This window comes from Bradyrhizobium sp. AZCC 2289 (genome assembly GCF_036924615.1).
GTDB lineage: Bacteria > Pseudomonadota > Alphaproteobacteria > Rhizobiales > Xanthobacteraceae > Bradyrhizobium.
Genome location: NZ_JAZHRY010000001.1, coordinates 4,356,714 through 4,372,341, shown reverse-complemented (window position 1 = coordinate 4,372,341; position 15,628 = coordinate 4,356,714). Strand labels below are relative to the sequence as shown.

General features: G+C 63.0%; 15 protein-coding genes. 8 read left to right on the top strand and 7 right to left on the bottom strand.

All coding sequences use genetic code 11. The features are described 5' to 3' along the window. Positions 1-70 precede the first annotated feature (70 nt). Together V1289_RS20835 and V1289_RS20830 are read left to right on the top strand one after the other, a co-directional pair. Positions 71-799, top strand: a complete 729-nt coding sequence (locus tag V1289_RS20835) for an outer membrane lipoprotein carrier protein LolA (RefSeq protein WP_334407581.1) — start codon at positions 71-73, stop codon at positions 797-799. 78 nt (positions 800-877) lie between these two features. Then, positions 878-1,693 (top strand): exodeoxyribonuclease III, encoded by an 816-nt coding sequence (locus V1289_RS20830; protein WP_334398620.1) that lies wholly within the window; start codon positions 878-880, stop codon positions 1,691-1,693. A 6-nt stretch (positions 1,694-1,699) separates the two neighbouring features. On the opposite strand, the gene V1289_RS20825 is transcribed toward V1289_RS20830, so the two are convergent. Continuing rightward, positions 1,700-2,140 carry a cyclic nucleotide-binding domain-containing protein gene (locus V1289_RS20825; protein ID WP_309180955.1) on the bottom strand — a complete coding sequence of 147 codons (441 nt, stop codon included), beginning with the start codon at positions 2,138-2,140 and terminating at the stop codon, positions 1,700-1,702. A 54-nt stretch (positions 2,141-2,194) separates the two neighbouring features. Further along, positions 2,195-2,881 carry a response regulator transcription factor gene (locus V1289_RS20820; RefSeq protein WP_074272068.1) on the bottom strand — a complete coding sequence of 229 codons (687 nt, stop codon included), beginning with the start codon at positions 2,879-2,881 and terminating at the stop codon, positions 2,195-2,197. A gap of 216 nt (positions 2,882-3,097) precedes the next feature. Between V1289_RS20820 and V1289_RS20815 the strand changes: the two genes are divergently transcribed. Then, the gene (locus V1289_RS20815) at positions 3,098-3,670 is read left to right on the top strand and encodes a L,D-transpeptidase family protein (protein WP_334398619.1); all 573 of its coding nucleotides are present in this window, start codon (positions 3,098-3,100) and stop codon (positions 3,668-3,670) included. 78 nt (positions 3,671-3,748) lie between these two features. Then, positions 3,749-4,534, top strand: coding sequence for a 2-keto-4-pentenoate hydratase (locus tag V1289_RS20810; protein WP_334398618.1), 786 nt, complete (start codon positions 3,749-3,751; stop codon positions 4,532-4,534). Positions 4,535-4,538: 4 nt separating this feature from the next. Here V1289_RS20810 and V1289_RS20805 read toward each other — a convergent pair whose 3' ends face one another. Beyond that, a complete protein-coding gene (locus V1289_RS20805) occupies positions 4,539-5,207 on the bottom strand; it encodes a YggS family pyridoxal phosphate-dependent enzyme (protein ID WP_442896046.1) in 669 nt (222 codons plus the stop codon). Positions 5,208-5,335: 128 nt separating this feature from the next. On the opposite strand from V1289_RS20805, the gene V1289_RS20800 reads away from it, so the two are divergent. Beyond that, positions 5,336-7,027, top strand: coding sequence for a diguanylate cyclase domain-containing protein (locus V1289_RS20800; RefSeq protein WP_334398616.1), 1,692 nt, complete (start codon positions 5,336-5,338; stop codon positions 7,025-7,027). A gap of 114 nt (positions 7,028-7,141) precedes the next feature. Here V1289_RS20800 and V1289_RS20795 read toward each other — a convergent pair whose 3' ends face one another. After that, the gene (locus tag V1289_RS20795) at positions 7,142-8,128 is read right to left on the bottom strand and encodes a GGDEF domain-containing protein (protein WP_334407579.1); all 987 of its coding nucleotides are present in this window, start codon (positions 8,126-8,128) and stop codon (positions 7,142-7,144) included. A 287-nt stretch (positions 8,129-8,415) separates the two neighbouring features. Here V1289_RS20795 and leuS point away from each other — a divergent pair, with 287 nt between their 5' ends. From leuS to holA, 3 genes are all read left to right on the top strand, one after another. Next, entirely contained in the window at positions 8,416-11,088 is a 2,673-nt protein-coding gene (gene leuS / locus V1289_RS20790) for a leucine--tRNA ligase (protein ID WP_334398615.1), read from the top strand. Next, on the top strand, positions 11,075-11,626 hold the full coding sequence (lptE, locus tag V1289_RS20785) for an LPS assembly lipoprotein LptE (RefSeq protein ID WP_334398614.1): 552 nt from the start codon (positions 11,075-11,077) through the stop codon (positions 11,624-11,626). Before leuS ends, lptE begins: the two co-directional genes overlap by 14 nt. Positions 11,627-11,752: 126 nt before the next feature. Then, complete coding sequence (gene holA, locus V1289_RS20780) at positions 11,753-12,781, top strand: DNA polymerase III subunit delta (RefSeq protein ID WP_334398613.1); 1,029 nt, start codon at positions 11,753-11,755, stop codon at positions 12,779-12,781. Between the two features lie 107 nt (positions 12,782-12,888). Here the strand turns inward: holA and V1289_RS20775 are convergent, their stop codons facing one another. The 3 genes from V1289_RS20775 to rsmG form a co-directional block, all read right to left on the bottom strand. Further along, positions 12,889-13,767, bottom strand: a complete 879-nt coding sequence (locus V1289_RS20775; protein WP_334398612.1) for a ParB/RepB/Spo0J family partition protein — start codon at positions 13,765-13,767, stop codon at positions 12,889-12,891. Positions 13,768-13,921: 154 nt separating this feature from the next. Next, on the bottom strand, positions 13,922-14,773 hold the full coding sequence (locus tag V1289_RS20770) for a ParA family protein (protein ID WP_309180946.1): 852 nt from the start codon (positions 14,771-14,773) through the stop codon (positions 13,922-13,924). Between the two features lie 29 nt (positions 14,774-14,802). Beyond that, entirely contained in the window at positions 14,803-15,468 is a 666-nt protein-coding gene (gene rsmG, locus V1289_RS20765) for a 16S rRNA (guanine(527)-N(7))-methyltransferase RsmG (protein ID WP_334407577.1), read from the bottom strand. Between the last annotated feature and the right edge of the window lie 160 nt (positions 15,469-15,628).

Sequence of the window (15,628 nt, the reverse complement as noted above, 5' to 3'; positions counted from 1 at the left end):
ACAATCCACTCGTCGCGGCATCCATCACGGATTGGCGCTGTTGATATCAGCGTCTCTCGCCGGCCTCGCGATGCCTTCGTCCGCGCAGAACGTTCCCGTTCCGAAGCCCGCGCCGAAGGCCAGAGACGGCGGCGTGCAGCTGAGTGCACAGGGCGCGCCGAAGACGACGGGGACGACATCCCAGGCGCCGCCGAACCCGGTGATTCCCGATCCGCACCGCAATGTCCCTGCCAGTATCTTTTCGAGCTTCGATGCCAACCAGAAGGCGCAAGCCGCCAAGGTGAGTTCGTATCTGTCGTCGCTGCAGACGCTGGTCGGGAATTTCGTCCAGGTCGGACCCGATGGCAGCAAGACCAAGGGCGACTTCTACATCCAGAAACCGGGCAAGGTGCGTTTCGAATATGACGAACCGACGCCGATCGCCATCATCGCCGACGGCTCGTCGCTGGCGGTGCGCGACCGCAAGCTCGCGACCCAGGACATCTATCCGCTGTCGCAGACGCCGCTGCGGTTTCTGCTGTCGGATCGCATCGATCTGATGAAGGACACCAACGTCGTCAACGTCACCGCCGACGATGTCTTCATCAGCGTCACCATCGAAGAGAAGCAGGCGCTGATCGGGACCAGCCGGCTGATGCTGATGATCGGCACCAAGGACGGCCAGCTCAAGCAATGGACTGTGACCGACCCGCAGGGCTACGACACCACGGTCGCGGTCTACAATCTGGATACGTCGAAGAAGGTCGATCCCAATTTGTTCAAGATCGACTTCACCAATTATCCGACCTCGCCGGGCTGATATTTCCGGCCTTGCGCGTTCGCTTACCTGTGGAGAGCTGGAAAACCGCAGCACGAACCGTGGTAAGACGCGGTTCTCATGCACTTCTCCCTGACAACGTGGAATATCAACTCGGTGCGCCTGCGCATCGATCTCGTCGCCAGGTTTCTCAAGTCGGTGCGGCCGGACGTGCTGTGCCTGCAGGAAACCAAATGCATCGACGATGCCTTCCCGCTGAAGCGCTTCAAGCGCTTGGGCTACGAGCACGTCGCGCTGAACGGGCAGAAGGGCTATCACGGCGTCGCCATCGTCTCGAAGCTGCCGTTCGAGAGCAAGGATGCAAGAACCTTCTGTGACAACATCGATTCTCGGCATATCTCGGTTTCATTCGGCGAGAAGGCGCAGCTCGCAAAGCCGCTGGTGCTGCACAATTTCTACGTCCCGGCCGGCGGCGATATTCCCGATCCCGCGCTCAATCCGAAGTTCGACCACAAGCTGAAATTTCTCGACGAGATGAAAGCCTGCGAGCCGCTGCATCCGCGCGGCGACGACCGGCATATCCTGGTCGGCGATCTCAACGTGGCGCCGCATGAGAACGACGTCTGGTCGCACAAGCAATTGTTGAAAGTCGTGTCGCACACCCCGATCGAGACGGAAAAACTTCTGGCCGCCCAGACGCACGGCGAATGGTTCGACGTCGCCCGGATGCGCATTCCGCTTTCGGAGAAGGTCTACACCTGGTGGAGCTACCGCGCCGCCGACTGGACCGTCGGCGACCGCGGCCGCCGGCTCGACCACATCTGGGTCTCGCGGGCGCTGAAGGACGGTGTCAGCGATTTCAGGATCACGCGGGATGCGCGCGGCTGGGAGCGGCCGTCGGACCATGTCCCGGTGACGGTGACGCTGGAGGTGTGATTGCGGTCAGATACTCAGCTTTGCACCCGCCATCAAAATGTCGCTGGCGAGCTGGCTGGTGCGGGTGGCGAGCTCGTCGCGCAGGCGGCGGGCCGCGGCGGGGTCGCTTTCGAGCACGCGCTGAAACAGGCTGCGCGCAACCCTGAGCACGGTGGAATGTTCGATCGCGATCGCCGTGGACGGCCGCCGCATCGCGACGATCAAAGCGAGCTCGCCGATCAGGGCGCCGGGACCGGCGATGATCTCGGCGCCGCCATCCTCGACCCGGAAGGCGCCGCGCTGCACGATATAGCCCGCATCCGCGTCGTCGCCGGCATTGAACAGGCGGTCGCCGCGCGCAAAATCGCGCTGTTCCGAGCCGATCGCCAGCATGCGCAGCGCCGTATTGCCCAACAGGCGCAATGTCGGGACCCGCTCGAGCAGGGCTACATCATCTTCGATCGACATACGGGACCGGTGACCGGGATGCGCAAAGAGTTACGATTCGTGAACCGAATCGTATCACGGCACCAGCTTGTAGCCACCGGCTTCCGTCACCAGGATCTCGGGATTGGCAGCATCTTTTTCGATCTTCTGCCTGAGCCGGTAGATGTGCGTTTCCAGGGTATGGGTGGTGACGCCCGAATTATAGCCCCACACTTCCTGCAGCAGCGTCTCGCGCGACACCGGCAGCTGGCCGGCGCGATAGAGAAAACGCAGGATCGCGGTTTCCTTCTCGGTCAGCCGCACCTTTCGGGCATTGGCGCCGGTCAGCATCTTGGAGCCGGGGCGGAAAGAGTAGGGGCCGACGGAAAATACCGCGTCCTCGCTGGCCTCGTGCTGGCGCAGCTGCGCCCGGATCCGGGCCAGCAGCACCGCAAACCGGAACGGCTTTGCGACATAGTCGTTGGCGCCGGATTCGAGGCCCAAAATGGTGTCCGAATCGGTGTCGTGGCCGGTCAGCATGATGATCGGCGCCTTGAAGCCGCCCTTTCGCAGGGACCGGACAACCTCGCGCCCGTCGGTATCGGGCAGCCCGACATCCATCAGCACGAGATCGGGGGCATTGGCCTTGGCCGCGCTGGCGCCCTTGGCGCCGGTATCGACCGCGGAGGCTTCGAATTCCTCGTGCAGCGACAGCTGCTCGACCAGCGTATCGCGCAGATCGGTATCGTCATCCACGATCAGGATCTTGCGGGCATTGGCCATAGGTTACCATCCTCTTGGGGCAGGCGGCGGCACAAGCGGAAGCGCTTTTGGCCGAGACTTGATAGTTAGATTCGTACACAGGTAGGCGATTGTTACCGATTCACAAGCAGGCCGCACTCTATCCCAAAATCGGCACGCCTTTGGATGAATGTCCTGTAATGGCGCCAGATAGAACAATCGAGGCTGGGGAGGCAACCCGGGATTAGAGCGATTCTCATGATAAACCCCAATTTTTCAATCACTTATGAGACAGTTGCCCGTGATCGGCCGCTCTCGGCTATCAGGGTTCACCCCGCCGCCGGCGACCCGCGCCGGGGCTGGCTGACCGCGGATGGCTGGACCGCGCCGGTGGCACTTGGTCGCGGGGGCATCCTCGCCAACAAGCGCGAAGGCGATGGCGGCACCCCCAAAGGGACCTTCTATCCCCGGCAATTATGGTGGCGCGCCGACCGTCACCCACGGCCGCGGACCTACCTGCCGGTGCGCCCGATCCGGCCCGATGACGCCTGGTGCGAGGACCCAAACGACCGCCATTACAATCAGCCGATGCGGCTCAGCCGCGATCAGGCCGGCGACCGGCTCACGCGCGAGGATCACCTCTACGATTTCATCGTCGAGATCGATCACAACAGCGCCCCGCGTATCGCCGGCCGCGGCAGCGCGGTGTTCTTGCATCTGGCGCGCGCGAACTTTTCAGCCACGGCGGGATGCGTGTCGATGACGAAGTCCTCCATGCTGCGGCTGTTGCGGCGGATGAGCCGGCAGACCAAGATCATCATCGGGTCATAGCGTTTTCGAGCGAAGTGGGTGCCGGTTCGCGTGAAGAAAACGCGTCAAACAAAAACTAGCGTTTTCGGAAATCAAACCATGCTCGACAAGAACCAGATCGCCGCGGCATCCAGTATCCTGCACGATCATTGGCGCGCCGGGACCAAGTTCGACGCGCTCGACGCTTCGCTGCGGCCACGCGATCGCGCCGAGGGCTACGCCATTCAAGCGGCGATCGAGAATTATTCGAGCGGAGAATTGTTCGGCTGGAAAATCGCGGCCACCAGCGAGGCGGGCCAGAAGCACATCAATGTCGAGGGCCCGATGGCCGGACGCATCCTGCCTGAGACGATCATACCGGATGGCGGCACCGCTTCGATGGCCGGAAATGAAATGCGCGTCGGCGAGCCGGAATTCGCCTTTCGCATGGCGAGAGACCTGCCGCCGCGGCCGGCGCCCTACACGGTGCAGGAGGTTCTGGACGCGGTCGACACGCTGCATCCGGCGATCGAGATTCCGGATTCGCGTTTTGCGGATTTCGTGCGCGCCGGCGCCGCGCAAATCATCGCCGACAATGCCTGCGCGCACCTGTTCGTGCTGGGCGCGCCGACGGCTACCGACTGGCGCGCGCGCGATCTCGTCGAGGAGAGGCCGGTCATTACGTTGCGCGGACAACGCTATGTCGGGCACGGCAAGAACGTGCTCGGCGATCCCAGGATCGCGCTCGCCTGGCTCGCCAATGAATTGCGCGCGCTTGGTGTGACGTTGAGAGCAGGCGAGGTGGTGACGACAGGCACCTGCCATCCACCGCTGCCGATTCAGTCCGGGGACGTTTTCGCGGCGGATTTCGGCGTGCTTGGGAAGGTGTCGGTGGGGTTTGCGTAGGCTGTCACCGATGCCCGAAGATCGCCGAGCCCACGCGTATGTGCGTTGCGCCTATCTGGATCGCGATCGCAAAATCGGCGCTCATGCCCATCGACAGATTCTTCAATCCGTTGCGCGCGGCGATCTTCGCGGTCAGCGCGAAATGCGGCGCCGGCGCCTCGTTGACCGGCGGGATGCACATCAGGCCGGAAATCGCCAGGCCATATTTCTCCCGGCAGCCCGCGATGAAGGCGTCGGCCTCGCCGGGCGCGACGCCAGCCTTCTGCGGTTCTTCGCCGGTATTAAGCTGGACGAACAATTCCGGCTGCTTTTTCTGAAAATTGATTTCCTTGGCTAACGCTTCGCAAATGCTCGGGCGATCGACCGAATGGATGGCGTCGAACAGCGCCACGGCCTCCTTGGCCTTGTTGGATTGCAGCGGCCCGATCAGATGCAGCGCGAGGCCGGGGTGGTCAGACATTAACCCTGGCCATTTCGCCTTGGCCTCCTGCACCCGGTTTTCGCCGAAAACGCGTTGTCCGGCGTCGATAACAGGCGAAATGGCGGCGGCGTCGAATGTCTTCGATACCGCGATCAGGGTTACCGACGCGCGATCGCGGCGCGCTTCCTTGCAGGCGCGCGCGATCTCATGCTCCACCGTCGCGAGACCGTTTGGTAAAGGTGAGGTTAGCAAATTTGTCGTTTCCGGCGTCATGTCGTCTATCGGATCGTAACTTTACGGGGTTTGTTCCAATTTTACCAAGTTCGGGAAAGGCTTTTTGAACCCTTCGCACTAGCTTGGCCCCGGGGCAGGGGGCAAAGATGTCTGGCGTTACTTTCAACCGCAACAGGGTGAAACTCAAGAAGCTTCTGGGAATCCGTGCGCGGCTGGCGCTGCTGGCGGTGATCCTGGTGGCGCCCTTGATGCTGGAACGCGCCCGTTCGCTCGAAGACACCCGCGCCAAACAGATCGCGGCGGCTTCGGAGGAATTCGCCAACATCACCCAGCACAGCGCCGACACCCAGCGCGAAGTGATCTCCTCGGTCGAGACGATGCTGAAATCGGCGGCCTATATCCGCGCCTCCGGCGGCATCGCACGAAGCTGCGAAATCCTGCGCGCCAGCCTGCCGACCAACCTGCCCTGGATCCGCAGCATCATGTTCGTCAGCAAGGACGGGCTGGTGCAGTGCTCGACCCTGAACATGCAGGTGGGGCTCAGCCTCGGCGACCGCGAGTATTTCAAGAAGACACAGGCGACCCGCGACTTCGTTTTCAGCGACTATCTGTTCGGCAAGACCAACGGCCGGCCGATGATGCTGGCCGCCTATCCGGTGGCCGCAATCAATCCGGAGGAAGACGCCGTCGTCGTCGCCGGCATCAATATCGACTGGCTGTCGAAGATCATGACCAATCTCGGAGGGCGTCCGGGAATTTCGTCCCTGCTGGTCGACAGCACCGGCGTCGTGATCGCAGCCCCCTCGGATCAGTCCAGCATGATCGGCCGGCCGCTCGACAACGTACCGCTGTTGGCGGCGATCGCCGAGAAAGCGCTCGGCTCCGACGCGCCGACGGGCTCGCTTTCATTCACCGCTTCCGACGGCTCGAAGCGCACGATCAGCTTTGCGCGCATTCCCGGCACGCAATCGCGTCTGATCGTCAGCATCGACGAGGCCAGGGTGACGGCCGCAATCAATCGCGAGATCCGCACCGCCTATCTGCAGCTCGGCTTCGTCTGCCTGTTCGTGCTGCTTGGCGCGCTGGTCGGCGCGGAGAAGCTCATCATCGGACCGATCGAACTCATGACCGGAATGGCAAGACGGTTCGGCGAGGGCGACTGGTCGGCCCGCGTCGCGCGCAGCCGCCTGCCTTCGGAATTCGTTCCATTGGCCCGCGCCTTCAACGCGATGGCGGCCCAGCTCAGCCAGCGCGAGCGCGAGCTGGTCGCGACCAACGACCGGCTCACCGTGATGGCCTCGATCGACATGCTGTCGGGCCTCGCCAACCGGCGCGGCTTCCAGAGCCGTCTGGATTTCGAGTGGATGAAGGCGCAGCAATATGACAGCGAGCTGTCGCTCCTGATGATCGATGTCGATCACTTCAAGCTCTACAACGACACCTATGGCCACCCCGAAGGCGACGCCTGTCTCTCCAGGCTCGGCGAAACGCTTGCCGTGATCGCCGCCGACACCGTGGGGTTTGCCGGACGCTACGGCGGCGAGGAGTTCTGCCTGCTGCTGCCGAACACCGAAACCGCCCGCGCGCTCGAGATCGGCGAGATGGTGCGCGCCGCGGTCCAGGTTCTTGGCCTGCCGCACGCGACCTCCAGCCACCAGACCGTCACCGTCAGCGTCGGCGTCGCCTGCACAAGACCGAACGACAGCCAGAGCTCCGGCGACCTGATCGAGGCCGCGGATGCCGCCCTCTACGCCGCCAAACACCGCGGTCGCAACGCCGTGGTCGAGCACGGCTTCGTGCGGATGGTGGACGAAGCCGGGATGGCGCTGGCGGGGTGAGGCTTCATCCCGAACAATCTGCCCGCAAGCCCGATCCAGATTTCACATTTGCGAATGAGATGCTCCGGCAAAGCGATGGGCGAGGGGTCCGATTCACCCGGATGAATCGGGCTCTCACCCGGCCCTGAGCCCGAGATCGAGTTCGTTCTCGGTCACGACGCGGTTACGGCCACCTCGTTTGGCGACATACAGTGCGCGATCGCACCGATCGATCAGATCGGCCATCGACTCGCCCAGTTGAAACTGTCCAACGCCGATCGAAACCGTGATGCCGGGCAGCGCCTCGCCGGTCGAACGGCGGCTAAGATGGCATTCCGAGATCAAGCGGCGAATGCGCTCGGCAACCGTCGCGCAGGTGGCGAGATCCGCGCCGGGGAGCACGGCGATCAGTTCTTCGCCGCCATATCGTGCTGGAAGGTCGATCTCGCGAACGCCCTCTCGCAGTACCTTCGCCATCAACCGCAGCACATGGTCTCCGACGCCGTGGCCGTACTCGTCGTTGAAACGCTTGAAGTGATCGATGTCGATCAACAACGCGCTGAGCGGGTCGCCTTGTTCCATCGCCGCGATCTGAGCCTGCCGGAAAAACTCGTCCAACGCCCGGCGGTTCGGCAGACCGGTCAGTGTATCGGTCCTGGCGCGCTCCTCGGACTTGTTCAGGGAATCGCGGATCGTGTCGAGTTCACGCGATTTCTCGGCAAAGCTGGCTTCGAGCTTGGTGGCGCGGGTCGCCGCCTTGGCCAGCTCGTTCATCAGGCTTTCGACCAGCGGTTTTGGATCGACGCCGGCCTCGGTCTGCGCGGTGACGTCGCTGATAGCAGCCATTTGCGTACGGTTGTCGGCGATGGCGGTGGTCAGAAACTGCTTGGCTGACGTCATCACCGAATGCAGTTGCTGGGAGACGTCATGAGCCACCGCGTCATCCGCCCCTTTCGACCCGACATAGGTCTCGAACAGGTCTTGATTGACGGCAACGTTGAACTTCAGCTTGTTGCCGATCAGGATGTCGATTGCCCGCCTGAGTTCGGGTGGTGTGCCGAGGGAATATTTGAACCAGACGTGAAAATTGTTCGGTGTCGGTGGCACGCGCTGTTCAGCCATCGACCGCATGGCTTTTTCCGCGACCGACGTCGCGTATTCGAAATCGAGCTCGTCGAACGCGGCGGTCACGGTATCGCTGGTTTCCCTGCCATAAGGGACAAAATGCCCTCTTCATGGGCAAGGTCTCACAAATTCATTAAGTGCACCTCAATCCGATTGGTTGCACTTCCGCCGGCGTCCGCAAGGCGCCGTCGACATCCTCCAACCCATTGACCCATCATGGCCTTTTATGGCCTAGTCCGCCGTCTTTTGAATGGCCGCAAAACCCGAAAAAGCCCAGCGATTTCATGACCTCCGAACGCTATAACGCCCGTGATTCCGAACCGCGCTGGCAACGCCAGTGGGATGAAAAGGCGATCTTCGCCTCCAAAAACGACGATCCGCGGCCGAAATATTACGTGCTCGAGATGTTCCCCTATCCGTCCGGGCGCATCCATATCGGGCATGTCCGGAACTACACGCTGGGCGACGTGCTGGCGCGGTTCATGCGGGCCAAGGGGTTCAACGTGCTGCACCCGATGGGCTGGGATGCGTTCGGCCTGCCCGCCGAGAACGCCGCGATCGAGCGCAAGGTCGCGCCCAAGGCCTGGACCTACGACAACATCGCCGCGATGAAAAAGCAGCTGCAGTCGATCGGGCTGTCGCTCGACTGGTCACGCGAATTCGCGACCTGCGACCCCAGCTACTACAAGCATCAGCAGAAGATGTTCCTGGATTTTCTGCGCGTGGGCCTGGCCGAGCGCGAGAAGCGCAAGATCAACTGGGATCCGGTCGACATGACCGTGCTCGCCAACGAGCAGGTGATCGACGGCCGTGGCTGGCGTTCCGGCGCCGTGGTTGAGCAGCGCGAGATGAACCAGTGGGTCTTCAAGATCACGAACTACTCGCAAGAACTATTGGACGCGCTCGATGGGCTGGACCGCTGGCCCGACAAGGTGCGGCTGATGCAGCGCAACTGGATCGGCCGTTCCGAAGGCCTGCTGGTGCGTTTTGCGCTCGACCCGGCGACAACGCCCGCGGGCGAGAGCGAGTTGAAGATTTTCACCACACGCCCGGACACGCTGTTCGGCGCCAAATTCATGGCGATCGCGGCGGATCATCCGCTGGCGATTGCTGCAGCCGCCAGGAATCCAAAGCTCGCCGAATTCATCGCGGACGTAAAGCGGATCGGCACCGCACAGGAAATCATCGACACCGCCGAGAAGCAGGGTTTTGATACCGGCATCCGCGCGGTGCATCCGTTCGATCCGAACTGGAAGCTGCCGGTCTATGTCGCCAACTTCGTGCTGATGGAATACGGCACCGGCGCGATCTTCGGCTGCCCGGCGCACGACCAGCGCGACCTCGATTTCGTCAACAAATACGGGCTCGGCAATATACCGGTGGTCTGTCCCGAAGGTCAGGACCCTAAGACGTTCGTGATCACCGACACTGCCTATGACGGTGAAGGACGCATGATCAATTCGCGCTTCCTCGATGGCATGACCATCGAGCAGGCCAAGGAAGAGGTCGCAAAACGGCTGGAAGCCGAGCTGCGCCCCCTCCCTAACCCTCCCCCGCAAGCGGGGGAGGGAAGGGTGGGGGCGGTCGGCGAGCGCCAGGTGAATTTTCGCCTGCGCGACTGGGGCATTTCGCGGCAGCGCTATTGGGGCTGCCCGATCCCGGTGATCCACTGCCCGACCTGCGACGTGGTGCCAGTGCCGGACAAGGATTTGCCGGTGGTGCTGCCCGAGGATGTCACCTTCGACAAGCCGGGCAACGCGCTCGACCATCACCCGACCTGGAAGCACGTCAGCTGTCCGAAGTGCGGCGGCAAAGCGCAGCGCGAAACCGACACCATGGATACGTTCGTGGATTCGTCCTGGTATTTTGCGCGCTTCACCGATCCCTGGAACGAGAAGGCGCCGACCACGCCGCCGGTCGCCGACCGGATGATGCCGGTCGACCAGTATATCGGCGGCGTCGAGCACGCGATCCTGCATCTGCTGTACAGCCGCTTCTTCACCCGCGCGATGAAGGCGACCGGCCATATCGGCATGGACGAGCCGTTCGCCGGCATGTTCACGCAGGGCATGGTGGTGCACGAGACCTACCAGAAGGCCGACGGCGCCTATGTCACCCCGGCTGAGGTGAGGATCGAAACCGGCGCCAACGGAAAGCGCGCCACGCTGCTCACATCAGGCGAAGAGATCTCGATCGGCGCCATCGAGAAGATGTCGAAGTCGAAGAAGAACACAGTCGACCCCGACGACATCATCGCGACTTATGGCGCCGACGTCGCGCGCTGGTTCATGCTGTCGGACTCGCCGCCGGACCGCGACGTGATCTGGAGCGACGAGCGGGTGCAGGGCGCCTCGCGCTTTGTGCAGCGGCTGTGGCGGCTGGTGAACGAATCCGCCGAACTCGCAAAAGCCGCCCCCGCGGTCCGGCCGGGGTCCTTCGGCCCCGAGGCGCTGGGCTTACGCAAGGCCGCCCACGGCGCCCTGGACAAGGTGTCCGGCGGCATCGAGCGGCTGCATTTCAATGTCTGTCTCGCCCATATCCGCGAATTCGCCAACGCGCTGGCCGAGGTGCTGGGGCAGGAGGGGGCGCGCTCCCCCGACACCGCTCCAGATTTATCTTGGGCGGTCCGGGAGGCGTCGGTCATCCTTGTTCAACTGTTCGCGCCCATGATGCCGCATCTGGCCGAGGAGTGCTGGACGGTTTTGGGCCAGTCCGGGCTGATTTCGGAGGCCGATTGGCCCCAAATCGAACGCGATTTGCTGGTTGAAGACACGGTGACGCTGGTGGTTCAGGTCAACGGCAAGAAACGGGGTGATGTTACCGTGCCACGGGGCGCCCAAAATCCGGAAATTGAGGCTGCCGTTTTGACCCTCGATGCAGTAAAACTGGCTCTAGGCGGCAAGGCCGTGCGTAAGGTGATCGTTGTTCCCATGAGGATCGTGAATGTCGTTGGCTAGGACCCGGATCGTTGCTCGGCTGTTGGCCGTGGCCGCGCTGGCGGCGCTGACGGCTGGCTGCTTCCAGCCGATGTACGCCGAACATACCGACGGCACCCCCGGCTTGCGCGAAAAACTGATGGGGGTGGAAGTCCCGCCGGTCGACAAAAACAACGCGTCGCGGGAAGCCCGGATCCAGGTGGAAATCCGCAACGCGCTGGCGTTCAAGCTTTATGGCAATGCGACCGGCATGCCGCCGACCCATCGGCTGGTGCTGCGGTTCACTTCCAGCCGTTCGTCGCTGATGGTCGACACCAATACGGGGCTGCCGACCAGCGAGAACTACGGCATCGACGCGCAGTACAATCTGATCGACCTCGCGACCAACAAATCGGTCATGACCGGCACGACCTTCTCGCGCGTGTCATATGACATGCCGGGTTCGTACCAGCGCTTCGCCCGCTCCCGCGCCTACCGCGATGCCGAAGATCGCGCGGCGCAAGAGATTGCGGAAAACATCCAGACCCGGCTGGCGTCGTTCTTCGTCGCCGGGACCTGAACCCCTCGTCATTCCGGGGCGCGCAAAGCGCGAACCCGGAATCCAGAGATTGTTCGATCGAGATTCCGGGTCCACGCGAAGATGCGTGTCCCGGAATGACGTCGTAAATTCAAACAAGGTCAGTGCGTGGTCGCGCTTCGCGGAAAAGAGATCGACGCTTTTCTCGCCCGGCCGGACGCCGGCCGGCCCATCATCCTGCTGTACGGTCCCGACGCTGGCCTGGTGCGCGAACGCGCCGATGCCTTGATCGCATCCGGGGTCGACGATCCCAACGATCCGTTTTCGCTGGTGCGCCTCGACGGCGACGAATTGTCGGCCGAGCCCTCGCGGCTGGTCGATGAGGCGATGACGGTGCCGCTGTTCGGCGGCCGCCGTGCGATCCGGGTGCGCGCCGGCTCGCGCAGTTTTGCCAGCGGCATCGACACGCTCGCGGATTCTCCACTCAAGGATTGCCGCATCGTCATCGAGGCCGGCGAGCTGCGGCCGGAATCGCCGCTGCGCAAGGCCTGCGAGCGCGCCAAGACCGCGGTCGCCATTGCCTGTTATCCCGACGGCGAGCGCGACCTCGCACGGCTGATCGATGAGGAATTGCGGCCCTCGGGCCTGCGCATCGCGCCGGATGCGCGCGCGGTCCTGACCGCGCTGCTCGGCGGCGACCGCCAGGCCTCGCGCAACGAATTGCGCAAGCTAGCGCTTTATGCCCACGGCAAGGGCGAGGTGACGCTCGAGGATGTCGTGACCGTCGTCTCCGATGCGTCCGAATTGAAACTCGATCCGATCGTGGATGGCGCCTTCGCGGGAAATCCCGCCATCGTCGAAAGCGAATTCGCCAAAGCGATGATCGCCGGCACCTATCCTGGCGTGATCATCTCCGCCGCGCAGCGCCAGGCGGCATGGCTGCACAAATCGGCGCTTGCGGTGGCCGAGGGCACCCCGGTCACGGCATTGCTCGAGAGCGGATACCCGCGCCTGCATTTCTCCCGCAAGGGTGCCGTCGAAATCGCGCTACGCAATTTCAATGCGGCGCGGCTGGCCGCCATCATCGATCAACTTGGCACCGCTGCACTCGACATGCGCAAGCAGGCAACGCTCGCGTCTGCCATCGCGCAGCGCACGCTGCTGTCGATTGCGGCGAATGCGAAGCGGCGGGGGTGAATTGGTAAGCCGTCATTCCGGGGCGCTCGTTAAACGAGCGAACCCGGAATCCAGAGGTCGTTGCGCGAGATTCCGGGCTCACGCTGACGCGCGCCCCGGAATGACACTCAATTTCCCTTCGCCAGCCGCCGCATCACCTCGTCGAGCTGTTCGAGGTTGCGGTAGCTGATCTGTACCGTGCCGCCGGGATCGCGATGGTTGACGCTCACGGTCAGACCGAGTGCATCGCTGACGCGTTTTTCCAGCGCGATCGTGTCGGGGTCTTTTACCTTGCCGCCGCGCGCCTTCTGCGGCTTGCGCTCCGGCACGCCTTCATCATGCGCCAGCGCTTCGGCCTGGCGCACGTTGAGGCCTTCCTCGACGATGCGTTTGGCGGCGGCCAGCGGATCGGGCACGCCGATCAGCGCGCGCGCATGACCGGCCGACAACTCGCCCTTGGCGATATAGGCCTGAACTTCGGCCGGCAGCTTCGTCAGCCGCATCATGTTGGCGACGTGGCTGCGGCTCTTGCCGACGATTTTTGCAATGTCTTCCTGGCTGCGTTTGAATTCGTCCGCGAGCGCGTGATAGCCCTGCGCCTCTTCCATCGCATTGAGGTCTTCACGCTGCACGTTCTCGATGATCATGATCTCGAGCGCGTCGCTATCGCTGACATCGACCGGTACGATCGGCACCTCGTGCAGGCCCGCAAGCTGCGACGCGCGCCAGCGGCGCTCGCCGGCGATGATCTCGTAGCGATCCTGGGCGCCCTTGACCGGACGCACCACGATCGGCTGGATCACGCCATGCTGCTTGACGGACGCGGCGAGCTCGCCGAGTTCGGTATCGGAAAAAGCCCGGCGCGGGTTGCGCGGATTCGGTTTCAAAAATTCGATCGGCACCTTGCGCTGATTGCGCGGCCGTTCGACATGCGCGGCCTCGCCGCCGACATCACCGATCAGACTTGCAAGACCGCGGCCCAGTCGCGAACGCGCTTCGTCGGCCATCGCCAGCTCCCTTGGATTCACGTAGCAGCACTCCGAAATTAGAATCTCTGTTTCAGATCGTAGGGTGGGCAAAGCGAAGTGTGCCCACCGAAACTCTACGACGCGGGATGGTGGGCACGGCGAAGACGCCTTTGCCCACCCTACGGCTCTTACTTCAATGCGCGAGCAGCTCGCGCTCGCGCTGGATCACTTCGGTCGCAAGCTTCAGATACGCGTCGCTGCCGACGCATTTGAGATCGTAGACCAGCACCGGCTTGCCGTAGGACGGCGCCTCGGAGATGCGCACGTTGCGCGGGATCATGGTGTTGTAGACCTTCGCGCCCATGAACTGCCGGACGTCGGCGACGACCTGGTTCGACAAATTGTTGCGGGAGTCGAACATGGTCAGCACGATGCCGTGGATCGACAGGTTCGGATTGAGCGTCGAGCGCACCTGCTCGACCGTCTGCAGCAATTGCGACAGGCCTTCGAGCGCGAAGAATTCGCATTGCAGCGGCACCAGGATCGCGTCCGACGCCGCCATCGCGTTGACGGTGAGCAAATTGAGCGACGGCGGGCAATCGATCAGCACATAGGTGTAATCGGTCTCCGCTGTCGCGCCGGTGTTGAGCGCTGCGATCGCGTCGCGCAGCCGGAACGCGCGGCCGGGCGTCGATCCCAGTTCGAGTTCGAGGCCGGAAAGATCCATGGTGGAGGCCGCGATATGCAGACGCGGCACCGCGGTTGCGACCACCGCCTCGCGCAGCGGCGCCTCGCCAATCAGCACGTCATAGGTCGAGCAGCTGCGGCTGCGGCGGTCGATGCCGAGACCGGTGGAGGCGTTGCCCTGCGGATCGAGATCGACGATCAGCACGCGTTCGCCGATCGCCGCGAGTGCGGTGCCCAGATTGATCGCGGTGGTGGTCTTTCCGACGCCGCCCTTCTGGTTGGCGAGCGACAATATGCGCGGATGGCCCGCCGGGGTTGGCGCCCTATCCTCTTGATAAACCTCATCAATCACGGTCATACCCGGTTACCATATCCTGCCGCGGATGATTAGCGCCGCTCGATTCGGTCGAGCTCGACGATCCAGCCGTGTCCGCCGGTGCGGCTGGAGTGGAGTCGTGGTTCGATCTTCCAATATTTAGTGGCTTCGGTCAATTCAGCCTCTACATCTTGGCCTTTGAGAAACAACGCTTTGGCGCCCTTCCCCACCAGCGGCGCTGCGAAGCCGATGAGCTGGTGTAACGGAGCCAGCGCCCGGGCAGTGACGCAATCGACGGTACCGGTGATTCTATCCACACTATCCCCGATGTCAGCCAGATGCACTGTCCCGGCCCCCGAAGTCACGCGCAGCGCCTCGCGCAGGAAGGCCGCCTTCTTGGCGTTGCGCTCGACCAAGTGAACCTGCGCACCTGAAGTCTCCGCCATCGCGCAGGCCAACACGACGCCAGGAAAGCCGCCGCCACTGCCGAGATCAGTCCAGGTCTTCGCCGTTGGGGCGAGGCTCAAGAGCTGCAGCGAGTCCGAGATATGCCGGGTCCAAAGATTTGAAAGCGTCGATGGCGCGACCAGATTGGTCTTGGCCTGCCATTCCAGCAATAGCGCGACGTACCGATCCAGCCGCGCTTCCGTTTCACGTGAAACGGGGGTGAGTGCGAGGGCCGCGGCCTTGTCGGAGGCTGGGATCGGGGAGATCGCTTGCTGGGAGGCTTTGGTCATTTTGTTAAGACACGCTGGTTGTTTAGAAGCCGTCATTGCGAGCCAACCGGTCGCGCGAACGCGCGCCCGATGACAGGCTCCGCGAAGCAATCCATACTAACAACGCGGCAGGTGTGGATTGCTTCGTCGCTGCGCTCCTCACAATGACGGTCGAGGGATT